Raw genomic sequence first — 21,959 nt, 5'->3', positions numbered from 1 at the left:
CGTCGACGCACTCGGAAGGACCGCGCGACCCCGGCCTCTCAGAACGTGAAGACGGTCGTCCCGTAGGAGTTCTTCACGCACTCGTTGGAGAAGGTCCGCTCGTAGGAGACCCGCTTGCCCTGCCAGACACCCTTGACCGTGACGACGACGGGGTCGTACTCGCGGGTGCACAGGACGTCCGTTCTGGCCTGCAGGGCGTCGAAGTCCCCGCCCGTCGCCCGCAGTTCCCCACAGGCCGCCGCCGGGGCCGGATGCGTCCCGGAAGGCTTCGGCGCACAGCTCAGGGTGACCGCGCGTTCAGGTGTGGCGTCGGCCGCGATCTCACCGTGGCCCGTGGTGAGCACCAGGGACGAGGGGGCGTAGAGCGCGGTCGGCGAAGGGCCGGCGAGGGCGGTCCCGGTGAGGGGACCGCAGACGGCGGTGGCCGTCAGGGTGATCGTCGCTGCCCAGCGCGCGGTGTTCGGCATTGTGTGCATCCTTCCGCTCGGTAGATCGCCGGACCGGCTCGGTGTTTGCCGGTTCGGCGAGCGCGAGTCTGCCGAGTCCGCGACGGAAACACACCTCGACCCCTCGCGTTTCGGTAACCTTGCGTATTGAATCAGTGGCGCGAAGTGACGGAACGCGAACACGGCGCCCTTGGGACAGAGCGGCACCGGGCTCGCCGTGCGGGCCCACTGGCCGGATCTCCGCTGCTCGGCAATAGGCTGGAAACATTCCGCTTCCGGCCGTGCGCCGAGTTCTGCCACCCTCGGAACAGACGGGCGGCCGGGCGCCACGGGGTCGTCCTGCGGGCGACGGCGGGCATTGTCGGCCAGGCCCCGCCCGGTCCGGCCGGGTGGGTGGGCGTCGGGCCGCCGATCCCGCCGGCCGCCGCGGCCGTCCTGTTCCCGGCGCTGCCGTGGTTCTTCCCTGGTCCGGGAGCGGCGTACGGTCCGCCGGGTGCGCGGCTGGTCCGCACCGTGGACATGCCGGTGACGCCGGCCACGGGACGCGGGGCCCGCGCCCCGGACGGCTCCGGCGCCGGACCCGCCGCCGGTCCCGGGGCCGGGCCCGCTCGCCCCGCCCGCCGCCGATTCCCGACGGCGAGAACCGGACAGCTCCCGCGGCGGGGGCGCGGTCGGGGATCACGGCCTTCGTAGACTGCGCGGCCATGGGAGAGATCTACGGGCTGGGCGAGATCACCTGTCCGTCCGGTGAGTTGGTGATCGTCGACGGCGGTCACCTCGGCATGTGGAGCGGGGAGGGTTCGCCGGCGCTGGTGGACCCGGGAGCGTTCGGGATCCTGGAACCGGCGGTCGCCGCGGACGTGACCGCGGCCACCGACTTCGTGATCACCGGCCCCGACGCCGACACGGCGGCCCGCTCCTTCGGCCGGCAGCCCGGCCGGACGCTCCACGACATCCCGGCGTCCGGGGTCGCACGGCTGGTCGAGCTCTTCGACGCGCACTGCCGGGAGCACGGGCTCGACGCCGCACTCGACGCCTGTGCCGAGCGGGTGCCCCACCGGGAACGGGTACGGCGGTGCACGGAACGGGGCGGGGGCTGCTTCCTCATGCACGGCGTGCCGGTCGTCGCCCTCGGCGGGGTACCCCGTGACCGGCCGCTGCCGGTGCTCGCGACGGGCACCGGCATCGTGATCCCCGTCGACCCGCCCTCCGACGCCCACTGCCTCCTCGGTCCTCCCGCCGCCGGCGAGACCGTGGAGCTCGGGGAGATCCGCGTCGACTGGGCCCGGCTGCTCTTCGGGGACGCCGACGCGCTGAGCGCCTGGCGGCACGACGAACCGGTCGACGGACTGGCCGACGTCGCGTTCTGGGGCGCCGCCGAGGAGGCCGCCGCCGCGGAGTTCGCCGCGCCCTGCCTGGGCGGGCCGGGCGAGGACGGGGTGCGGGGCTGGACCGGCCTGCCGGTGCCGGAGGCGATGCGCCTGGCCGGAGCGCTCTTCGACTGGAAGGACGCGGACCCCGGCAGGCGGTTGATGGTGGACTTCCGCCCGCACTCCCACCACTGGCAGATCATGCGCGCGGTCCGCGCCTCCGCGGCGGAGGCCGGCACCGTCGAGGTCGGCGGCGCGCGGGTGCTGTGCGCGATGGCCGGGCAGGGTGACGGCTGGTTCCCGGTGTCCGCGGAGCTCGGCCCGACGGGCCGGCCGGTCGCCGTCCGCGTGGCGTTCCCGGACTGAGTCCGGTCGCCGGCACCCGCGCCCGCGTCCGGTACGCCCCCGTGCTGGACGGATCTTGTCCGGCTCGTCAGGATCGTCGCGGGACGGGGACGGACCGTCCGGGGCGAGAGGCGGAGCGTACGGATGACGAAACACTGGGCGGACTTCCAGTACGAGATCTATCTGAACGGGATGACCGGCGCGGTGCCCCGGCTGCCCACCGACCTGACCCGGCTGGAGGAGCTGACCGAACAGCGGCTGGGGCCCGGCCCGGTGGGCTATGTGGCGGGCAGCGCGGGCACCGGCAGTACGGCGCGCGCGAACCGGGCCGCCCTGGACCGCCGCCGGATCGTGCCCCGTATGCTGCGCGACGTGCACGAGCGCGACCTGTCCGTCGAGGTGCTCGGCCGTCCGCTGCCCGCGCCCCTCGCGCTCGCGCCGGTCGGGGTCCTGTCGATCATGCACCCGGACGCCGAGACGGCGGCCGCCCGGGCCGCCGCCGCACAGGGCGTGCCGTTCGTCCTGTCGTCCGCGTCCAGCACGCCGATGGAACAGGTCGCGGAGGCGATGGGCGACGCGGAACGCTGGTTCCAGCTGTACTGGGCCAAGGACCGCGAGGTCACCCGGAGTTTCCTGGACCGGGCGAAGGCGGCCGGGTTCAGCGCGCTGTTCGTCACGCTGGACACGCCCCTGCTGGCGTGGCGGCCACGCGACCTGGACCAGGCGTACCTGCCGTTCCTGCACGGTGTGGGGACCGCCAACTACTTCTCCGACCCGGCGTTCCGGGCGGGTCTCGCCAAACCCGTGCACGAGGACCCGAACGCGGCGGTCATGCACTTCGTCCAGATGTTCGCGGATCCCGCGAAGACCTGGCCCGACCTGGAGTTCCTGCGGGAGAACTGGGACGGCCCGATCGTCCTCAAGGGCGTCCTGCACCCGGACGACGCCCGGCGGGCCGTCAACGCCGGGATGGACGGCGTGGTCGTCTCCAACCACGGCGGCCGGCAGGTGGCCGGTGCCGTCGCCGCCGCCGACGCGCTGCCGAGGGTCGTGGAAGCCGCCGGGGACCGGCTGACCGTCCTCTTCGACAGCGGCATCCGCACGGGCGACGACATCTTCAAGGCGCTGGCACTGGGCGCCGAGGCGGTGCTCGTCGGCCGCCCGTACGCCTACGGGCTCGGCCTCGACGGCCAGGCCGGTGTCGAACACGTCATCCGCTGTCTGCTCGCCGAACTCGACCTCACGCTCGCCCTGTCGGGGCACGCGGGCCCCTCGGCCCTCGGCCCCGACGACCTGGAGGAGGGAAGCGCCTGACCCCGACCCGCCCCCGCCGGCCGGCACGCGCGCTCGCCGCGGCGAAGCCCCCCGTAGTCGACGCCGTCGCTACAGACCGGGTCCGGTGACCGACACCACCAGCGGCAGCAGCAGGGGGAGCGGACCGGCGGGGGGTGGGCCGGAGTCGGCGACCGCGGTGGCGCGGCGCGGCGTGTAGGGGTCCGGCGCGGAGGGAGCCGGCTCTGTCCGTTCGTCCGGTGCCCGCTCCGGTTCCCGGTCCGGTCGCGAGAGCCGCGGCGGCGTGCCGCAGGCCGGTTCGGCGCACCCGGGGTCCGCGCCGACGCGGGTGTCCGCCGCCGTGGGGTCGGCCGCCGGCTCCCCGGCCGGTGCGCCCGTTCCCGCTATCGACAGCGAGTCGGGCGTCGCCGCGGCGGCGTCGGTGAGCCAGCGCTGCGCGTCGCTCCGGTCGCGGATCTTCACCACGGCCTCCGCTCCGGCGTCCTCGGCGGCGGGAGCGACGGCGAGCCCCGCCTGCCGGCGGGGCAGCAACTCGCCCCGCACGGTGAGGTCGTAGCGCACGTCGTCGCCCCGCTCGGCGGACGCGGCGGCACAGCGGCCCAGGACGACCACCCCGGCGTCCGCACGGGAGTCCAGACACAGCCCCGGCTCGGCGGCGCTGCGCAGCAGCCCGTCCCTCTCGTACGACCACCGCTGCGTCCGGGCCGCGGAACAGGTGTCCAGTACGGTGCCGGCGCCGGTCCTCGCCGTGCCCTTGATGTCGAGGCAGAGGCCGGCCGCGAGGTTGCGCAGCCGGGTCCGGACGGGCCCGGTGGGGAGCCCCGCCGAGTCCGGCGGGGACGACGACCGGTCGGGGGGTGCCTGTCCGCCGGGGACGAGGCCGCTGGACGCCCCCGCGGAGGCCGAGGGGTCCGCGCCGCCGTCGCCCCACGACCACAGGCCGGCGGCCAGGGCGGTCGCGAGCAGCGCCGCCGCGACCAGGCCCGCTCCGGTGAGGAGCACCGTCGAGCGCCGCGGGCCCGGTGAGGAGTGCCGCCCCTGCCGCGGGGAGAACGGGGACGGCGGCCGGCGGCGACCGGCACGGTTGGGGCGTCTGCCGGTGCGGCGGGCGGCCCGGAGCACCGGGTGACCGGGGCTCGGCCGCGATTCGAGATACCGCCGGGCACCCCAGCCCAGTACACCTTCGGCGAGCAGCCCGCCGAGGCTGCCCTCGAAATGGCTCAGCTGTTCGGCCGCGTAACGGCAGTAGCGGCACGTCAGCAGATGCTGCTGCACATCGGGAAGCAGGGCACCGCCACGCCGAATCGGAACGTCCAGCAGCCGGTTGTAGTGACGGCATTCCCTGTTCGGCGCGAGTTCACGATGGGCCCGTACGCAGCCCTCCCGGAATTTCTCCCGGGCCTCTTCCAGCGCGACCGACGCGGTGTCGGCGTCCATACCCAGCAGACCGGCCGGTACGGATATGTGCTCGGCCTCGACCTCGGTGTGCCAGAGCAGGCACTGGGCGAGTCCCGGAAGAGCCTGGAAAGAACGTTCCGCGAGCCGGCGGTTTTCCGGTGTCGTCAACTTCGTGACGCGCATACCGCGCCCGCCGGCCGGTTTCCGGAGATCGGGCAGTGCCTCGGTGACCCGGTCCCGCGCGGACCACGCCGTGACGACGTCCCGCACGGCCACCAGGAGCCGGGGACGCAGGGCGACGGCGGACCCGCCGTGCCGGAGGCGTTCCAGCACCTGCTGGAACGCGGCCGCGGTGACCATCGAGGCGACGTCCGCCGAGGAGGCGAGACAGATGACCGCGTAGTCGTGCGTCGGCTGCCAGTGCCGTGCGAGCAGCAGCGCGACGGAATCGGTGAGTTCACCCTCCGGCTGTGCCCTGAGGAGTGCCACGAGGCTCTCGTCGGATTCTCCGGGAGTGGCGCCGGGACCGGGCGGACGAGGCGGGTGGGGGGTGTGCACTGAGCTATTTCCTTCCACGGCACAAGGTGGCGCACAAAAGTTCTGGCCGCCGAAAAGGAGCTCCTGATTGGTGCGTACCTTTTGGGCGTGCCCACGGAAAGCGGACGGGCTGTCGGCCACTCGGCATCCGTCGGCCGTGAGCCTTCTCGGCCCGGCGGCACGAGGGAATACCGAGCGGTGAATCAAACCTGGCCATGGGCCATGTGAGGGATGTTCACCCTTGCACATCACGCTTACGCCCAACAAGACACCTGGGCCACTTCAGCAACATTCGAGCAGCCGGGAAAAAACGGTGTCCATCCCGGTCGGCCCGCGTCGCGCGAAAGCGCGCCGCCGGCCCCGGCCGCCGAGCCCCCCCGGGCGCACGCCCGCCTCCCGGGAGCGCTGAGACCTGGGTCACATTTCCCCCCGGGCTGTCACATCCCCGGCCCCCGTGGCCCTCGCAGTGATGAGCGCGCTACGGGAGGCACAGGCATGTCCGAAAGTCAGGCACCGGCGACCGACCGGGTATCCACCACGGCGACCCGGCTGTTCATGGATCACCGCGAGCTGCTGTTCGCGATCGTCTACAACCTGCTCGGCAGCGTCGCCGACACCGAGGACGTACTCCAGGAGACCTGGTTCACCCACGTCCTGCCGGTGGAGACGGCGCGGAAGGAGGCGGACGCGTGACCGCCACCTCCACGCGGCCGCCCGCGAAGGCGTCCTCGGGTCAGCGCGTCGCCGACTGGTTCGACGGCCGCCTCGGCACCCACGGCCTGGGCAGGAAGTACCTGCGCAAGGTCTTCCCCGACCACTGGTCGTTCCTGCTCGGGGAGATCTGCCTCTACAGCTTCGTCATCCTGATCCTGACCGGCGTCTACCTGACACTGTTCTTCCACCCGTCGATGAACGAGGTGACGTACCACGGCAGTTACGTCCCGCTGAACGGCGTACGGATGTCGGACGCGTACGCGTCCACGCTGGACATCAGCTTCGACGTGCGGGGCGGACTGCTGATCCGGCAGGTCCACCACTGGGCGGCGCTGATCTTCATCGCCGGGATGCTCATGCACATGATGCGGCACTTCTTCACGGGTTCGTTCCGCAGGCCCCGTGAGATCAACTGGCTGTTCGGCTGGACCCTGTTGTTCCTCGGGCTGTTCGAGGGGCTCTTCGGTTACTCGCTGCCGGACGATCTGCTGTCCGGCACCGGGATGCGGTTCGTGGACGGCGCGATCCTGTCGGTGCCGATCGTCGGGACGTACCTGTCGTTCTTCCTGTTCGGCGGCGAGTTCCCCGGGCACGACATCATCGCGCGCTTCTACGCGCTGCACATCCTGGTGATCCCCGCCGTCATGGCGGCCCTGGTGGTCGCGCACCTCATCCTGGTCGTGTACCACAAGCACACGCAGTTCCCCGGGCCCGGCAGGACCGAACAGAACGTCGTCGGGGCGCCGTTCATGCCGGTCTACCTCGCCAAGGCGGGCGGCTTCTTCTTCCTGGTGTTCGGTGTGATCACGCTGATCTCGGCGATCGCGTCGATCAACCCGGTCTGGTCGTACGGCCCCTACCGCGCCGACCAGGTCTCCACGGGGGCGCAGCCGGACTGGTACCTGGGCTTCGCGGAGGGACTGGTACGGATCATGCCGGGGTGGGAGATCACCGTGGCTGGGCACACGCTGGCCCTCGGGGTGCTGATCCCCATCCTGGTCTTCCCGCTCCTGCTGGTCTTCATCGGCGCCTATCCGTTCCTGGAGTCCTGGGTCACCGGTGACCGGCGTGAGCACCATCTCCTGGACCGGCCGCGCAACCGGCCGGTCCGGACCGCCGTCGGCGCCGCGTGGATCAGCGTCTATCTCGTCCTGCTCGCGGGCGGCGGCAACGACATCGTGGCCACCCGGTTCCACCTGTCGATCAACACGGTCACCTGGGCCGTCCGTATCGCGCTCCTCGTCGCCCCGGTCGTCGTCTTCGTCGTGACCCGGCGCGTCTGTCTCGCCCTCCAGCTCCGGGACCGCGAGCTGGTGCTGCACGGCCGGGAGACCGGCGTCATCAAGCGGCTCCCGCACGGTGAGTACGTCGAGGTGCACCGGCCCCTCTCCCCCGCCGAACTGCACACCCTCACCCAGCACGAGCAGCCCCGGCCGCTCACCCCCGGCCCGGCCGGGGACGCGAACGGCGTGCCGGACCCGAACGGCCGGGCACCCGGTGTGCGCACCCGCCTCTCCCGCGCGCTGTACGGCGACGGCGCCCAGGTCCCGAAGCCCACGCCGGAGGAGTACCGGAACGGGTCCTGACGGCGGGGCACAAGACGATCTGGGCGGAACTGGCGTCCGGCGAGGACTGACAAAAGGTGCGCGGCGCCGGGGGGGGCGGGGAGGCCGGCTGGGGAGCACGGACTACGAGGCACAGGCCACGCGCGGTCGTCAGCGACCGCCGCCGTAGCCGTAGCCGTAACCGTAACCACTGCCGTAGCCATAGCCGCCGCCGTACCCGTATCCGCTGCCATACCCGTAGCCACCGCCGTAGCCGTAGGCGCTGCCATACCCGTAGCCACCGCCGTAGCCGTAGGCGCCGCCGTACCCGTAGCCACCGCCGTAGCCGCCCCCTCCGTGTCCGCCGCCGTCGTGTCCGTCGCCGTCGTGTCCGTCGGGTCGGCAGTGGTAGCCGTAGCACGTCCGGCCGGAAGCGGAGGCGGTGGGCCGCGGGGCCTGCGGCGTGCCGGACGGTGTGGGCTCCGGCTCGGGAGGCGGCGGTGTGCGGCTGGGGCTCGGCGCAGCGTCCGGCGCGGGCTCGGCCGTGTCCCTGTTCGTGCGCGAGGTGATCCACTCCATCTGGAGCGAGTCCACGGACTTGTCGATCTCCCAGCGCTGGGCTCGTCCGGTACCACGGGTCTTCAGGACGAGCCCGGTCTCCTCGTCGTCCGAGACGGGGACCAGCGCGAGCGCGGGCCGCTCCAGCGGCACCAGCTGGCCCTCCCGGGTGAAGTCGTAGCGGGCGTTCGCCCGGCTCCCCCCGCCCTCGCACGGCCCCAGCCGGACCGAGGAGGGGAGCCGCGAGTCGAGGCACAGGCCGTCGTCGGCCAGGCTCCTCAGCAGGCCGTCACTCTCGTACGACCACTGCTGCCGTTTCGATGAGGTGCAGGTGCCGAGGACGACCTCCGTGCCCGCGCTCACCTTGCCCTCGGCCGTCCCGACGCAGTCGCCGCTGCCCAGGTTTCGGAGCCGTCCGCTCAGGGTGCCGGGCTCCGCGCCGCCCGCACCGATCCCGCTCGGGCGGCCGTCCGGTTGCTCCGACGCCGTCCCGGAGCCCGGCGCGGACGAGGGGGAGGCGTCGCCCCCGCCGCCGGACCACAGGACCAGCGGCACGAGGACGCATCCGCTGACGGCGAGCAGTACCGGAGCGAGCTGGCGGCGCCGCCACGGGGAGCGCGGCGCGGGACCGCTGGGGCGCTCCCCGGCCGGGGAAGGCCGCAGGGCGTGGCGGGGGCCGGGATGCGGGACCTTGGCGTGCGGGCCCCCGGTGTGCGGGGCCCTGGCGTGCACGGCACGGCCGGTGCCCGGGCGGGCGCCGGCACCTGGACCGGCGTCCGCACCGGAGCCGGGCGCGGCGCCCGGCGGGGCACCGCCGACCGGATGGGAGCCGGTGACAGGGCGGGAGCCGGTGCCGGCGTGGGAGTCGGGCCGCCGCCCGGGAGCGGTGCCCCAGACCGAGTCGGAATCCGCGTACAGGCCGGCTTCCGCGGCGAGTTCCGCCGACGCGTGGGCATCCTCACCGCGGCCCCGCATGCCACCCGACTGCACGCCGCCCGGCTGCGTGCCGCCCGACTGCGAGCCGACCCCCTGTCCGGGGTCCGTCTCCCCCACGGCCCCGATGTCCGGGCGTGTGCCCGCCCCGGCCCCGGTCCTGGTGTCCGGACCCGGCCAGAACGCGGATATCCGCTCGGCTGCGGTCTCCGGGCGGGGCTCCGGGGCCCGCCCGGAAGCCGCAGCCTCAACCCCAGCCTCAGCCGCAGTCGGCCAGTCCTCGGAGGCGCGTTCGGGGTCGGTCCCCGGCCGGGTCGCGGTGTCCGGACGGCGGCCCGCCCCCGCGGGCGGCCCGGCGTACGGGTCCCGGTCCGGTGTCGTGGAGAGCACCGGCCCCGCCGTCGTCCTCTCGCCCCCGGCGGCGCGGCCGGGCCTCGCGTCGAGGTACTGCCGGGCTCCCCAGCCCAGCACCCCCTCGGCCAGCAGCACGGCCGGCCGCCCGCCCGAGTGGTCGAGTTGTCCGGCCGAGCGCGCGCAGTGCTCACAGTCCGCGAGGTGGCGCCGCAGATCGGGATCGACGCTGTTGCCGCCGCGCCGGAGCGAGACGTCCAGAAGCCGGCTGTAGCGGCGGCACGCGTCGTCGGGGGCGAGTTCGCGATGCGCCTCGATGCAGTACTGGCGCAGCAGGGCCCGGGCCCGCTCCAGGGCCCGTGCGGCGTCCGCGGCGGGGAGCCCGAGCAGCCGGGCCGGCACGGCGAGTTCCTCGGCCTCGACCTCCGCGTGCCACAGGAGGCAGCGGGCCGCTTCCGGGAGCCGCTGGAACGCGAGGGACACCAGTCGCCGGTTCTCCGGCGGGAGCAGCCGCGCCGCGGCCACCCCGTCACGCCCGCCGCGCCCCGCGGCGGACCGGAACTCCGGGTGCAGCATCCCCCGGCGGGCGTCCGCGTCCCATTCACCCGCCGTCCGGCGCACGGCGACCAGCAGTTCGGGGCGCCAGACCGCCCTGGGCCCGACCTGCCGGGCCGATTCCTCGAAGAGCCGGGTGAATGCGGCCGTGGTGAGCATTCCGGCGTACCGCACACCGTTCGTGCACAGCCGGGCGTACGAGAAGACGGGCGTCCAGTGCCGGCCGCGGAGTTCTTCCGCGGGATAGCGGGCGGGCTTGCCGCCCGGCCCCTTCTGCAACGCCGTTGCGAGCCTTTCATCGGTCGTTTCGAACAGGCTACCGGTCGCACTCCTGGGCGCACCGCCGATCGCGGGGGAATTCGACGGGGTCGCGTCGTTCACGTGCGGTTTCCTCCACTGCCTTTTGCAGAATAAGTCCGTACCAAAGGCAGGGACTTCACGTCCGCATGCCGACGAGCAGCACCCTGGCACAGCGGGCGTCGGGGCAACAAGGGAACGTCCACCAATTCCCGTCGCGCGGGGAGGTTTTGACAGAGACAAAGTGTCAACAAGAACAGGCGAGAATGGCCCGTGCAAATGACGAACTGAAGTTACCTGAGGTAACGCACTTTCCGAAGGACGAACCCTGAGCTCCACACTCGCGACCGCCCTTTCCGCGGTCCTGCTCGTCGCGGTGCTGGCCGCCGCCGTGATCCGGCCCTTCGGCCTGCCGGAGGCCACCGTCGCCGTCCCCGCCGCGGGCCTGGTCCTGGCCACCGGCGCCCTCCCCCTCGACCACGCGCGCGAGGAGGCCGAGCTGCTCGGCCCGGTCGTGGGCTTTCTCGCCGCGGTGCTCGTGCTCGCCAAGCTCTGCGACGACGAGGGACTCTTCCAAGCCTGCGGCGCCTGGCTGGCCCGTACGTCCAGGGGGCGGCCGCAGCGCCTGCTGGCCGCCGACTTCCTCCTCGCCTCGGTCATCACGGCCGTGCTGAGCCTGGACGCCACGGTCGTGCTGCTCACCCCGGTCGTGTTCGCCACCGTGGCCCGCCTGGGCGCCCGCCCCAAGCCGCACGTGTACGCGTGCGCCCATCTGTCGAACACGGCCTCGCTGCTGCTGCCCGTCTCCAACCTCACGAACCTGCTGGCGTTCACGGCCAGCGGTCTGAGCTTCACCCGGTTCGCCCTGCTGATGGGTCCCGCGTGGGCGGTCGCCATCGCCGCCGAGTACCTGGTCTTCCGCCGCTTCTTCGCCGCCGACCTGGCGCGGGACGCCGTGGAACCGGCCGAGACCGGGGACGACCCCGTCGAGGTGCCCGTGTTCGCGCTGGCGACCGTGGCCTGCACCCTCGCGGGCTTCGTCGTGACGTCCGCGCTCGGCGTCGAACCGGCCTGGGCGGCGTTCGCCGGAGCCCTCGTCCTGGCCGTCCGGGCGCTGGCCCGCGGGCACACCACGCCGTGGACCGTCGTACGGGCCACCTCGCTGCCCTTCCTCGCCTTCGTCCTGGCCCTGGGCATCGTGGTGCGGGCCGTGGTCGACAACGGCCTCTCGGACGTGCTCGGGCATCTGGTCCCCGACTCGGCGAGCCTGCCCGCACTGCTCGGCGTCGCGGTCCTCGCCGCCGTGCTGGCGAACCTCATCAACAACCTCCCGGCGGTCCTGGTACTGCTGCCGCCGGCCGCCGCGGCGGGGCCCGGGCCGCTTCTCGCCGTCCTGCTGGGGGTGAACATCGGTCCGAACCTCACGTACGCCGGCTCGCTGGCGACCCTGCTGTGGCGGCGGATCGTCCATCAGCACGACCACGACGTGCGACTGGGCGAGTTCACCCGCCTCGGCCTGATCACCGTGCCCGCCGCGCTGCTTCCGGCGGTGGCCGCCCTCTGGGCCTCGCTGCAGGTGTTCGGGACGTGAGGTGGGCGAACGGCGGGACCGTTCGGGAGGCAGCGTGCGAGCGGCGTGCGCGGGGCATTGACGCTGTGACATGGTCATGCAATGCTCCGGTTTTGGGAGCGCTCCCACTACTCTGCCGTCCGCCACAGGACGGCATCCATGGACCCCGTTCCAGGCACCGGGAGGCGCTCCATGCTCACGTTCCCGCACGTGCACAGCCGTCGTCGTACGGGACGGCGTACCGGAAGACGCGTGACGGCGGGCCTGCTCACGGCCGTCCTGCTGTCGGGCGGACTCGCTCTCGCACCCGGCGCCGCCGCAGTGCCGTCCGCCGCGGATCCCGTCGCCGCGATCACGCCCGTACGGGTCAACCAGGCGGGTTACCTGCCGGACGGCCCGAAGCGCGCCACGGTGGTCACCGCCGCCACCGAGCCGCTGACCTGGCAACTGCGCACCGCTTCGGGCGCCGTGGCCGCGTCCGGCCGGACCGTCGTACACGGCACGGACGCGGCCTCGGGCGACGCGACCCACCTGGCCGACTTCTCCGCGTACCGCAAGACGGGCCGGGGGCACGTCCTGGTGGTCGACGGGAGCAGCAGCGCTCCCTTCGACATCCGCGCGGACCTCTACGACGGCATGCGCTCCGACGCGCTGGCCTTCTTCTACCACCAGCGCAGCGGCACACCGATCGAGGCGTCGCTGGTCGGTCCCGCCTACGCGCGGCCCGCCGGGCATGTCGGGGTCGCCCCGAACCAGGGCGACACGAACGTGCCGTGCCAGGCGGGAGTGTGCGACTACACGCGGGACGTCCGGGGCGGCTGGTACGACGCCGGTGACCACGGCAAGTACGTCGTCAACGGCGGGATCTCCGTCTGGCTGCTCGTCGACTCCTTCGCCCGGGCCGAGCGGGCGGGCACCGCGTCCGCGTTGGGCGACTCGACCCAGCGGATCCCCGAGCGCGGCAACGGCGTGCCCGACATCCTGGACGAGGCCCGCTGGGAGCTCGACTTCCTGATGCGGATGCAGGTCCCGGAGGGGAAGCCCTACGCGGGCATGGCCTTCCACAAGATCCATGACGCGGCCTGGACGGGTATCCCGACCCGCCCCGAACTGGACCCCCAGCCCCGCGAGCTGCACCGTCCGTCCACCGCCGCCACGCTCAACCTCGCCGCCACGGCCGCCCAGTGCGCGCGCGTCTTCAGGCCGTACGACTCCGCGTACGCGAAGCGGTGCCTGGACGTGGCCCGCACGGCGTGGGCCGCGGCGCGGGCGAACCCCGAGCTCTACGCGCCCGAATCGGACAGCACGGGTGGCGGCCCCTACAACGACACCCAGGTCACCGACGACTTCTACTGGGCGGCGAGCGAGCTGTACGCGGCCACCGGCGAGCGTGCCTACCGGGACGCGGTCACCTCGTCGTCCTGGCACACCTCGGCCGGCGCGCTCACCCCGACCGGCTTCAACTGGGCCGACACCGCGGCCCTCGGCCGGCTGACCCTGGCGACCGTGCCGAACGGGCTGCCCGCCGCCGACATCAGGCGCGTACGGGCGTCCGTGACGGCCGCGGCCGACGGGCATCTCGCCACCATGGCCGGACAGGGCTACGCGGTGCCCATCCCCGCGAACGGGTACGTGTGGGGCTCCAACAGCCAGGTCACCAACAACGCGATCGTCATCGCCACCGCCTACGCGCTGACCGGCCGGCAGCGGTACCGGGCAGGGGTGCTGGAGTCGATGGACTACCTGCTGGGCCGCAACACCCTGGATCTGTCGTACGTCACCGGCTACGGCGACTCGTACGCCCGCAACCAGCACCACCGGTTCTGGGCGAACCAGTACGACGCCTCGCTGCCGAACCCGCCGGCGGGCTCCCTCGCGGGCGGCCCCAACAGCGCCCTGCAGGACCCGGTGGCGCAGGAGCAGTTGGCCGGGTGCTCGCCCGCGGCCTGCTACATCGACGACATCGGGTCGTACTCCACCAACGAGGTGACGATCAACTGGAACGCCCCGCTGGCCTGGCTGGCGGCCTTCGCCGCGGAGCGCTGACCGCACGCCCGGGCGCTCCCGGGGACGGCCGGTGACCGTCCGTCCTCAGGGGGTGCCGTCAGTCCCGGAGTCCCGCGCGGTACGCGCCGGGCGGGACTCCGTACCGCCGGCGGAAGACCCGGCTGAAGTGGAACGGGCTGCTGAAGCCGGCGGCCGCCGCGACCCGTTCCACCGGCAGGTCGGTGGCCTCCAGCAGCCGCGCCGCGTGCAGCAGCCGGGCGGCGAGCAGCGCCCGCATCGGTGACTGGCCCAGCTGCCGGCTGAAGAGGTGGGCGAACCGGGAGGCGGACAGCGACACTCCCGCGGCCAGGGTCCGCACGGTGTGCGGCGCGCCCGGGTCGGCGGCGATGCGTGCCTCGGCCCGGCGGATCCGCGGATCGACACCTGACCGGTCCGCCGCTCCGCGTGCCGTCGCTGTGCTGAGCAGGACGATCGACTCCAGGGAGCAGAGCGCCAGTTCACGGGCGGCGGCGCCGTGCGCCACGGCGACCTGGCCGGCGCCGGCGGCCGTGCCGCCGGCGGGCTCCCCGGCCGGCGGCGGGGCGCCCTCGCCGGTCCATCGTGCGTCGGCGAGCATCCGCCGGAACGCCTGTTCCAGGCGGTCCCCGACACCGGCGGGAACCGGCGTGACCGCATACAGCCGGTCGCCGAGGGCGTGCGGGCGCAGCCAGTCCGTCCAGGCCGCCCGCGCCTGGCAGTGGACCCACCAGAACGTCCACCGCCCGGCACCCGGCGCGAGCGCGTAGTGGTGGGGCACGCCGGGTCCCAGGACGACCAGGTCGCCCGCGCCGGCCCGGATCCCGGTGGCGCCCTGGGCCAGTCGCCCGGCACCGCCCGTGGTCCAGGTGAAGAGCCAGCTGTCGGCGCCGCGCGGCCGGCTGACGCGGTATCCCGGCCCCTGGTCGTAGCGGCCGACGGTCACCAGCCCCGGCGGCGGCGACGGGGCGGCAGCCTCGGGCAACTCCTCAGCACGCACAGGCATCCTCCCGCAGAGCGCTCCCGCCTAGCGTGAGGCATACAGGACACCGAGGCGAAGGGGCGGGCGTATGGCGGTCACGGACAGGAGCACGGGCCGGGTGCCGGGTCAGGACCTCGTACGGCGCTTCGAGGAGGACGGATTCACGGTGGTGCGGGAGCTGTTCGCGCCGGCGGAGATCGAGGCGCTGTGCGCCGGGTTCACCGCGCTGCACGCCGCCGGTCCGGTACCCGGGCACTTCGAGCCCCGCGCGGCCGGGACCGCCGGGTCCGCCGACCCGCTGCACGTCTGGCCGCGGGTCATGCATCCGCACCGGATCAACGGTCTGGCCCGGCGCTTCCTGCTGGCGCCCCGGCTGCGTGCCGTCCTCGAACTCCTGCTGCGCGAGGAGGTGCTGGCCGCACAGAGCATGTTCTACTTCAAGCCGCCGGGCGCCCGCGGCCAGGCGCTGCACCAGGACAACTTCTATCTGCGCACCGAGCCGGGCACGTGCGTGGCCGCCTGGGTGGCCTGCGACGCGATCGACCGGGGGAACGGCGGTCTGGAGGTCGTCCCCGGCACCCACCGCATGGAGGTGTTCTGCCCCGAGGAGGCCGACGAGGGGCTGTCGTTCGCCCGCGAGTACGTACCGCCGCCGCCCGGCCTGTCCGCCGTCCCGGTCGACATGGAACCGGGCGACGTCCTCTTCTTCAACGGCAGCCTGGTGCACGGCTCCCCGCCCAACCGCAGCACCGACCGCTTCCGCCGTTCGTTCATCGGCCACTACGTCGGCCGCTCCACGGAACGCATCGGCCGCCACTACCCCACCCTGTCGATGAGCGGGGATCCCGTTCCCCTGCTGGAGAGCGAGGGCGCGGGACCGTGCGGGACGGAGTTCGCCCCGGCGGGGCCGCACTGACGTGCGGGACCGTCCCGGCTCAGGAGCGCAGCACGTCCGCCGCACCGAGGTCGAGGACACCGTCGTGCCAGGTCAGGCCGCGCAGGTCGCGTACGACGACGGAGGCGGCCGTGTCCAGGCCGCGCCGCCCGACGCCGATGACGTACGCGCCGGCCGCCGCCCCGGCCGTGGCGCCGGCGGCGCTGTCCTCCAGGACGACGGTCCGTGCCGGGTCCACGCCGAGCCTGCCGGCCGCCGCGAGGTAGCCGTCGGGGGCGGGTTTGCCGTGGCTGACGTCGTCCGCGGTGACGAGCACGGGCGGCAGCGGGAGCCCCGCGGCGGCGAGGCGGGCCCTGGCAAGGCCGGTCACCCCGGAGGTGACGACGGCCCAGCTGCCGCGCGGCAGGCTGGTCAGGAGGCCGAGGGCGCCGGGCAGGGCGGTCGTGGTGGCGGCCGCCTCGATCTCCAGGCGGTCGACCTCGGCGAGGGCGGCGGGGCGTTCCCCGGGGTCGGTGACGAGGAGGGCCACGGTGTCGGCGGAACGCCTTCCGTGCACCATCGCCGTGACCTGCCCGGCGTCCAGGCCGCGGGCCCGGGCCCAGGTGCTCCATGCCTGGTCGACGCCGAGGTCGGAGTCGACCAGGACGCCGTCGTTGTCGAAGAGGAGGCCCTCGCAGGCGATCTTCATGTGGGGCCTTTCAGGTGACGGGACGGTTGCGGTAGCGGCCGACGAGTTCACGGGCGGCCGGCTGCATCCGGGCGGGCGGCAGCCCTCGGGCCAGCAGGGTCAGGTCGTCGACGACCATGTCACCGATGCTCAGGAACGCGTCCGGGATGCCGCCGGCACGATGGGCGGAGAGCACCAGGCCCTCCAGGGAGCGGGCGGGGTCGTCGGGAGCGACGGGCTCGTCGGGCCAGACGTCGATGCCCGCGAGGAGGCGTCCTTCTGCGACCCGGGTGAGCAGGGCGGGGAAGTCCACGACGGGTGCCCGGCTGACGAGGACCAGCCGGGCGCCGTCGGGCAGCAGTCCCAGCTCGTGCTCGCCCAGCAGCCGGCGGCTGTCGTCGGTGACGGTGGCGAGGACGAAGACGAACGTGCTGTGGGACAGGGTCTCGTGGAGCGTGGCCGGCACGAGGCCCTGCTCGCGCAGGACGGCGGGGGGCAGCCAGGGGTCGTAGACCCGCAGGGTCGGGCGGAACGGCGCGAGGAGCGGGTGGAGGGCGCGGCCGAGGTTGCCGAAGCCGATCAGGCCGACGTCCGCGCCGCGCAGCAGTACGGCGTCGGCGTTGCCGTCGGACACGTACCGCTCCCGTCCGGCGCGGAAGGCGCGGTCCTCGCGGCTGATGCCGCGTGCCAGGTCGAGGGCGAGCCCGAGGCCGTACTCGGCGACGGCCTGGGCGTAGGCGGGTCCGCAGCCCAGGACGTGGATGCCGCGTCGGAAGCACGCGTCGTAGTCGACGTTCGGGAAGAAGTTGCCCTCGACGTTGAGCACGGCCCGCAACGCGCCCGCGCGGGCCAGGCGTTCGGCGGGCAGGTCGGGCTGGCCGACCACGGCGAAGGCGTCCGGCAGGAGCTGGTCGAGGGCTTCCTCGGTGTCCGGCTCGGCGACGGTGAAGCGATCGTGGAGCCGGGCCAGCGCGTCCGGTCCGAAGACGCGTTCGCGCGGATGCGGATCGGGGCGCAGGATCACGAGCGGCTTGTGCGGGGTGCCCACGGTTCTCCTTGCGTCCGTCGCGGTCGTCCTGGCATCCGTACCCGGCGGACGCGTCCCTATCCGGCCCCGCCGCGGCAGGCGCGGGGAGAACCGCGCCGCGGTGGAGCAGGGCGGGCGAACTTGACGTGCGGGTTTCCACGCGATTTGATCGCGACGTGCCGAGGCGCGCAGCCCGGCACCAGAGGTGCGCCCAGCCGGTAGCGGACATGGTTCTCAGTCCGGCCACAGTCGCCAGGACCGTCACGGGGTCCGAGGCGGGGCCGTACTCCCGACCGATGGAGCGGACATGCCCGCCGATCGTGCCCCCCGTGCGGGATTCCTCAGGGCGACCGCCGCCCTGCTCGTCCTCACGGCCCTGGCCTCCTGTACGTCGAACGCGGACGACGGGGACCCCGGCGACACCGCGGAGTCCGCCGCCGGGGCCGTACGGCTGCCGCCCGTGCACGCCGGTTTCGACTACCAGATCGGCGGCGCCTACCCGCCGCCGTCCGGTGTCCGTATCGTCGCCCGCGACCGCGGCGCCGACCCCGCGCGCGGCCTCTACAACGTCTGTTACGTCAACGCCTTCCAGGCCCAGCCCGAGGAGCAGGACGACTGGCCCGAGGACCTGCTGCTGCGGGACGGGGAGGGCGAGCTCGTCATCGACACCGACTGGGACGAGCCGCTGCTCGACATCGGCACCCCCGCCAAGCGCGAGCGGGTCGCGGCCCGGGTCGGCCGGTGGATCGACGGCTGCGCGGACAAGGGCTACGACGCGGTCGAGCCGGACAACTACGACAGCTACACCCGTTCCCGTGGGCTGCTGGGCGCGGACGACGCCACGTCCTTCATCAGGCTGCTCTCGACGCGCGCGCACGCGCGGGGGCTGGCCATCGCCCAGAAGAACACCGTGGAACTGGCCGGGCAACGCGTCCGCGCGGGGCTCGACTTCGCGGTGGTGGAGGAGTGCGGGGCCTACGACGAGTGCGGTGAGTACGCCGACGCCTTCGACGACCGGGTGGTCGTCGTGGAGTACACCGACAAGGGGATGCGCAAGGCCCGTGCGGGGTTCGGCGACCGGCTGAGCATCGTGCGCCGGGACCTGGCGGTGTCGGCGCCGGACAGCGACGACTACGTCCGCAGGACGCGCTGAGCGGTCCCGCCGCCCGGCCCCGGCCTGCGGCCGGGTCAGCGGGCCAGCAGGTCCAGCGCCCGTTCCCAGCGGAATCCGTCCTGCCGCGGGCCGCCGAAGGCGTGCTCGCCGAACCGGACTCCCATCCCGCGCAGCCGTTCCAGGCTCGCCCCGTAGGCGGGATGGGCCGTCAGCGCCTCGCTCACGCAGGGCAGTACGGAGATCGGTACGCCCATCCCGTACGCCTCGCAGAGCGTGCCGAGGGCGAGTGTGTCGGAGATGCCGGCCGCCCACTTGTTGACGGTGTTGAAGGTCGCGGGCGCGACGGTGACGGCGTCCGGGTCCGGGAACGGACGCGGGTCGCCCGGCGCACGCCAGGCGGACCTGATCGGCCGCCCGGTCCGCGCCGCGACCGCCGCGGTGTCGAAGAAGCGCGTCGCGAGCGGGGTGGCGATGACGCCGGTCTCCCAGCCCCGTTCCTGCGCCAGGGTGATCAGCTCGCCGACGCCCTCGGCGGCCCAGGCGGCGCAGACGACGACGTAGAGGAAGGGTTTCTGGGCCTGTTCGGTCACCCGGGAACCCTACTGACCGCCGCTACCGGACCGGCAGGGGCCGCCCCCGCTCGGCGTCCGGCCGCGGTCCGTGGATCCGGCGCTCCCCCTCCTCGATCGGCACGTCGTCGATGCTCGCCTCGCGCCGGGTCATCAGGCCGTGCTCGTCGAACTCCCACAGCTCGTTGCCGTACGAGCGCCACCACCGGCCACCGACGTCCCGGCACTCGTACTGGAAGCGGACGGCGATGCGGTTGCCGTCGAAGGCCCAGAGGTCCTTGCGCAGGGCGTACTCCTGCTCGCGCCGCCACTTCGCGGTGAGCAGCTCCACGATCGCGGCCCGGCCGGTGACGAACGTGTCGCGGTTGCGCCAGACCGAGTCCTCGGAGTAGGCGAGCGAGACCCGGTGCGGATCCCGGGTGTTCCATGCGTCCTCGGCCGCCTGGACCTTCTGCGCGGCGGTCTCCCGGGTGAACGGCGGCAGGGGCGGTCGGTCGGCCATGCGGAGTCCTTTCGGCGACGGCCGGAGAACGTGCGTTCTCCGGGGCGGCTGCTACCGTAGAGAACGGTGGTTCTCTCGTCAAGACGTCGAGGAGTGGGCGGGCACATGGACAGCGCGGTCGCCAGGGAACGTGCCCTGGACGCGGCGGAGACCCTGTTCTACGGGCGCGGCATACAGTCCGTCGGCATGGACGACATCCGCGGCGCCTCGGGGGTCTCGCTCAAGCGGCTCTACCAGCTGTTCCCCGCCAAGGAGCACCTGGTGGTGGCCTACCTGGAGCGGCGCGACCTCCGCTGGCGGCAGCGGCTCGCCGAGCACGTGGCGGGTCATGGGGACGCGCGGGAGCGTGTGCTCGCGGTCTTCGACTGGCTGGACCGGTGGTTCCGCGAGCCCGGCTTCCGCGGCTGCGCCTGGATCAACTCGTACGGCGAGCTCGGCGCCACGTCGGAGCGGGTCGCCGGGCAGGTGCGCGGCCACAAGCGCGCCTTCAGGGAGTACCTGACCGGTCTTGTGGGCGACGCGGGGCTGCCCGCGGAGCTCGCCGGCCATCTGCACCTCCTGGCGGAGGGCGCCATGGTCGCCGCCGCCGTCGAACAGAGCCCGGAACCCGCGCTCCGGGCCGGGCGGGCGGCCCGCACCCTGGTCGACTCCTGCGGGCGGCGGCCGGGCATTGACTGATGCCGCGCCGGGTTGCAGACTCCGATTGAAAGTTCAATGGACGATTGTTCACCAGGCGAACGGGCGCACCTTCCCTCGGCGGAGAGCGTCGCGTCGCACGACGGGAAGAGCCGCGCATGACCCTCCATCGTGACCTGCTGATCGGCGGCAAGGACCTGCCCGCGGCCTCCGGCCGCACCACCGAGGACGTGAGCCCCTACACCTCCGAGGTGTACGCCACGGTCGCCGCGGCCGGCGTCGAGGACGTCACCCGGGCCGTGGACGCCGCCGACGCGGCGTTCGAGGACTGGGCCGCACTCGGCCCCGCGCAGCGGCGCAAGATCTTCCTCGCGGCGGCGGACCTCCTGGAGGCCCGCACCGAGGACGCCGTACGGATCATGGCGGGCGAGGTCGGCGGCACCCGGCCCTGGGCCATGTTCAACGTGGGTCTCGCGGCGAACATCCTGCGGGAGGCGGCCGCCGCGGTGACCGCTCCGCGCGGTGAGGTGCTGAGCGCGCAGGAGGCGGGCGCCCTGGGGCTCGCGGTGCGCGAACCCGTCGGTGTCGTGGCCGCCTTCTCCCCCTGGAACGCCCCGGTCATCCTGGGCGTCCGGGCCGTCGCCGCGCCACTCGCGGCCGGCAACACCGTGGTGATGAAGCCGAGCGAGGACGCGCCGATCGCGTGCGGTCTGTTCATCGCGGACGTCCTGCGCGAGGCGGGCCTGCCCGACGGCGTCCTGAACGTCGTCACGAACGCCCCCGAGGACGCGGCAGCCGTCGCCGAGGCGCTGGTCGCCGACGAGCGCGTACGGGCCGTCAACTTCACCGGCTCCACGGGGGTCGGCCGGATCATCGGCGTGCACGCGGCCCGGCACCTGAAGCCTGCGGTCCTCGAACTCGGCGGGAAGAACTCGGTGATCGTGCTGGACGACGCCGACGTGGACTACGCGGTCGACGCCGCCGTCTTCTCCGTCTTCATGAACGCCGGCCAGATCTGCATGTCCGCCGACCGGATCCTCGTGCACGAGAGCCTGGCCGAGGAGTTCTCGGCCAAGTTCACCGCGAAGACCGAGTCGCTCGCGTCCGGTGACCCGGCCGATCCGCACACCGTCGTCGGCCCGCTGGTCACCCGGGACGCCGCCCGCCGGGTCGCGGCGCTCGTGGAGGACGCCGTCGCGAAGGGTGCGACCGTCCTGACCGGCGGCGCCGCCCCGGAGGGAGCCGTGCATCCGGCGACCGTCCTGACCGACCTGCCGGAGGAGGCCGAGTTGTACCGCGGCGAGGCGTTCGGCCCGCTCGCCGTGCTCAGCACGTTCACCACGGACGACGAGGCGATCTCCTTCGCCAACGCCACGGAACACGGCCTGACCTGCGGGATCATCACCGAGAACGGCACCCACGGGCTCCGGGTCGCCCGCCGGATCCGTACCGGCATCGTGCATGTCAACGACCAGTCCGTCGCCGACGAGCCGAACGCCCCCTTCGGCGGCTTCAAGGGCAGCGGGTACGGGCGCTTCGGCGGACGCTGGGGCGTCGAGGCGTTCAGCAACACCCGCTGGGTGACCCTGGCCACGCAGCAGGCGCACTTCCCGTTCTGACCGGGCCGGGCCCGG

18 protein-coding genes are annotated in these 21,959 nt (G+C 73.6%); 10 read left to right on the top strand and 8 right to left on the bottom strand.

The features are described from left to right. Positions 1 to 38: 38 nt before the first annotated feature. Positions 39 to 467 (bottom strand): protease inhibitor, encoded by a 429-nt coding sequence (locus ACFYXC_RS08250; RefSeq protein WP_389548310.1) that lies wholly within the window; start codon positions 465 to 467, stop codon positions 39 to 41. A gap of 683 nt (positions 468 to 1,150) precedes the next feature. Between ACFYXC_RS08250 and ACFYXC_RS08245 the strand changes: the two genes are divergently transcribed. Both ACFYXC_RS08245 and ACFYXC_RS08240 read left to right on the top strand, forming a co-directional pair. Further along, positions 1,151 to 2,182 (top strand): hypothetical protein, encoded by a 1,032-nt coding sequence (locus ACFYXC_RS08245; protein WP_389548307.1) that lies wholly within the window; start codon positions 1,151 to 1,153, stop codon positions 2,180 to 2,182. A gap of 123 nt (positions 2,183 to 2,305) precedes the next feature. Next, on the top strand, positions 2,306 to 3,475 hold the full coding sequence (locus ACFYXC_RS08240) for a lactate 2-monooxygenase (RefSeq protein WP_388905481.1): 1,170 nt from the start codon (positions 2,306 to 2,308) through the stop codon (positions 3,473 to 3,475). Between the two features lie 69 nt (positions 3,476 to 3,544). Here the strand turns inward: ACFYXC_RS08240 and ACFYXC_RS08235 are convergent, their stop codons facing one another. Continuing rightward, positions 3,545 to 5,410 (bottom strand): ricin-type beta-trefoil lectin domain protein, encoded by a 1,866-nt coding sequence (locus ACFYXC_RS08235; RefSeq protein WP_389548304.1) that lies wholly within the window; start codon positions 5,408 to 5,410, stop codon positions 3,545 to 3,547. A 474-nt stretch (positions 5,411 to 5,884) separates the two neighbouring features. On the opposite strand from ACFYXC_RS08235, the gene ACFYXC_RS08230 reads away from it, so the two are divergent. Next, positions 5,885 to 6,082, top strand: coding sequence for a sigma factor (locus tag ACFYXC_RS08230; RefSeq protein ID WP_389548301.1), 198 nt, complete (start codon positions 5,885 to 5,887; stop codon positions 6,080 to 6,082). Further along, on the top strand, positions 6,079 to 7,689 hold the full coding sequence (locus tag ACFYXC_RS08225) for a cytochrome bc complex cytochrome b subunit (protein ID WP_389548298.1): 1,611 nt from the start codon (positions 6,079 to 6,081) through the stop codon (positions 7,687 to 7,689). Before ACFYXC_RS08230 ends, ACFYXC_RS08225 begins: the two co-directional genes overlap by 4 nt. A gap of 129 nt (positions 7,690 to 7,818) precedes the next feature. On the opposite strand, the gene ACFYXC_RS08220 is transcribed toward ACFYXC_RS08225, so the two are convergent. Further along, positions 7,819 to 10,425 (bottom strand): RICIN domain-containing protein, encoded by a 2,607-nt coding sequence (locus tag ACFYXC_RS08220; protein ID WP_389548295.1) that lies wholly within the window; start codon positions 10,423 to 10,425, stop codon positions 7,819 to 7,821. Between the two features lie 292 nt (positions 10,426 to 10,717). Between ACFYXC_RS08220 and ACFYXC_RS08215 the strand changes: the two genes are divergently transcribed. Then, entirely contained in the window at positions 10,718 to 11,932 is a 1,215-nt protein-coding gene (locus tag ACFYXC_RS08215; RefSeq protein ID WP_389548292.1) for an arsenic transporter, read from the top strand. A 138-nt stretch (positions 11,933 to 12,070) separates the two neighbouring features. Beyond that, on the top strand, positions 12,071 to 13,957 hold the full coding sequence (locus ACFYXC_RS08210) for a glycoside hydrolase family 9 protein (protein ID WP_389548289.1): 1,887 nt from the start codon (positions 12,071 to 12,073) through the stop codon (positions 13,955 to 13,957). A gap of 58 nt (positions 13,958 to 14,015) precedes the next feature. Here ACFYXC_RS08210 and ACFYXC_RS08205 read toward each other — a convergent pair whose 3' ends face one another. Then, positions 14,016 to 14,939, bottom strand: coding sequence for a helix-turn-helix domain-containing protein (locus ACFYXC_RS08205; protein ID WP_389548286.1), 924 nt, complete (start codon positions 14,937 to 14,939; stop codon positions 14,016 to 14,018). Positions 14,940 to 15,003: 64 nt separating this feature from the next. Here ACFYXC_RS08205 and ACFYXC_RS08200 point away from each other — a divergent pair, with 64 nt between their 5' ends. Then, positions 15,004 to 15,831, top strand: coding sequence for a phytanoyl-CoA dioxygenase family protein (locus ACFYXC_RS08200; protein WP_389548284.1), 828 nt, complete (start codon positions 15,004 to 15,006; stop codon positions 15,829 to 15,831). A gap of 19 nt (positions 15,832 to 15,850) precedes the next feature. Here ACFYXC_RS08200 and ACFYXC_RS08195 read toward each other — a convergent pair whose 3' ends face one another. Together ACFYXC_RS08195 and ACFYXC_RS08190 are read right to left on the bottom strand one after the other, a co-directional pair. Beyond that, on the bottom strand, positions 15,851 to 16,498 hold the full coding sequence (locus ACFYXC_RS08195) for an HAD-IA family hydrolase (protein WP_389548281.1): 648 nt from the start codon (positions 16,496 to 16,498) through the stop codon (positions 15,851 to 15,853). Positions 16,499 to 16,508: 10 nt separating this feature from the next. Further along, positions 16,509 to 17,525, bottom strand: a complete 1,017-nt coding sequence (locus ACFYXC_RS08190; protein ID WP_389548278.1) for an NAD(P)-dependent oxidoreductase — start codon at positions 17,523 to 17,525, stop codon at positions 16,509 to 16,511. Between the two features lie 286 nt (positions 17,526 to 17,811). Between ACFYXC_RS08190 and ACFYXC_RS08185 the strand changes: the two genes are divergently transcribed. Then, a complete protein-coding gene (locus tag ACFYXC_RS08185) occupies positions 17,812 to 18,657 on the top strand; it encodes an endo alpha-1,4 polygalactosaminidase (protein WP_389548275.1) in 846 nt (281 codons plus the stop codon). A gap of 35 nt (positions 18,658 to 18,692) precedes the next feature. Here the strand turns inward: ACFYXC_RS08185 and ACFYXC_RS08180 are convergent, their stop codons facing one another. Both ACFYXC_RS08180 and ACFYXC_RS08175 read right to left on the bottom strand, forming a co-directional pair. Next, the gene (locus tag ACFYXC_RS08180) at positions 18,693 to 19,208 is read right to left on the bottom strand and encodes a flavoprotein (RefSeq protein ID WP_389548272.1); all 516 of its coding nucleotides are present in this window, start codon (positions 19,206 to 19,208) and stop codon (positions 18,693 to 18,695) included. 22 nt (positions 19,209 to 19,230) lie between these two features. Continuing rightward, entirely contained in the window at positions 19,231 to 19,689 is a 459-nt protein-coding gene (locus ACFYXC_RS08175; RefSeq protein WP_389548269.1) for a nuclear transport factor 2 family protein, read from the bottom strand. 105 nt (positions 19,690 to 19,794) lie between these two features. On the opposite strand from ACFYXC_RS08175, the gene ACFYXC_RS08170 reads away from it, so the two are divergent. Beyond that, on the top strand, positions 19,795 to 20,367 hold the full coding sequence (locus ACFYXC_RS08170) for a TetR/AcrR family transcriptional regulator (RefSeq protein ID WP_389548266.1): 573 nt from the start codon (positions 19,795 to 19,797) through the stop codon (positions 20,365 to 20,367). A gap of 116 nt (positions 20,368 to 20,483) precedes the next feature. Continuing rightward, a complete protein-coding gene (locus ACFYXC_RS08165; protein WP_388905458.1) occupies positions 20,484 to 21,944 on the top strand; it encodes an aldehyde dehydrogenase family protein in 1,461 nt (486 codons plus the stop codon). Positions 21,945 to 21,959: the final 15 nt, after the last annotated feature.

This window comes from Streptomyces sp. NPDC002701, assembly GCF_042889045.1.
GTDB lineage: Bacteria > Actinomycetota > Actinomycetes > Streptomycetales > Streptomycetaceae > Streptomyces.
Note: the sequence above shows the minus strand (reverse complement) of the source record. Positions and strands in the feature narration are given on the sequence as shown.

What these genes read in the sequence shown, in the direction of transcription:
- ACFYXC_RS08250 (WP_389548310.1), bottom strand. Translation starts at nt 467, where the DNA reads ATGCCGAACACCGCGCGCTGGGCAGCGACGATCACCCTGACGGCCACC.
- ACFYXC_RS08245 (WP_389548307.1), top strand. Translation starts at nt 1,151, where the DNA reads ATGGGAGAGATCTACGGGCTGGGCGAGATCACCTGTCCGTCCGGTGAG.
- ACFYXC_RS08240 (WP_388905481.1), top strand. Translation starts at nt 2,306, where the DNA reads ATGACGAAACACTGGGCGGACTTCCAGTACGAGATCTATCTGAACGGG.
- ACFYXC_RS08230 (WP_389548301.1), top strand. Translation starts at nt 5,885, where the DNA reads ATGTCCGAAAGTCAGGCACCGGCGACCGACCGGGTATCCACCACGGCG.
- ACFYXC_RS08210 (WP_389548289.1), top strand. Translation starts at nt 12,071, where the DNA reads ATGGACCCCGTTCCAGGCACCGGGAGGCGCTCCATGCTCACGTTCCCG.
- ACFYXC_RS08205 (WP_389548286.1), bottom strand. Translation starts at nt 14,939, where the DNA reads ATGCCTGTGCGTGCTGAGGAGTTGCCCGAGGCTGCCGCCCCGTCGCCG.
- ACFYXC_RS08200 (WP_389548284.1), top strand. Translation starts at nt 15,004, where the DNA reads ATGGCGGTCACGGACAGGAGCACGGGCCGGGTGCCGGGTCAGGACCTC.
- ACFYXC_RS08195 (WP_389548281.1), bottom strand. Translation starts at nt 16,498, where the DNA reads ATGAAGATCGCCTGCGAGGGCCTCCTCTTCGACAACGACGGCGTCCTG.
- ACFYXC_RS08185 (WP_389548275.1), top strand. Translation starts at nt 17,812, where the DNA reads ATGCCCGCCGATCGTGCCCCCCGTGCGGGATTCCTCAGGGCGACCGCC.
- ACFYXC_RS08175 (WP_389548269.1), bottom strand. Translation starts at nt 19,689, where the DNA reads ATGGCCGACCGACCGCCCCTGCCGCCGTTCACCCGGGAGACCGCCGCG.
- ACFYXC_RS08170 (WP_389548266.1), top strand. Translation starts at nt 19,795, where the DNA reads ATGGACAGCGCGGTCGCCAGGGAACGTGCCCTGGACGCGGCGGAGACC.
- ACFYXC_RS08165 (WP_388905458.1), top strand. Translation starts at nt 20,484, where the DNA reads ATGACCCTCCATCGTGACCTGCTGATCGGCGGCAAGGACCTGCCCGCG.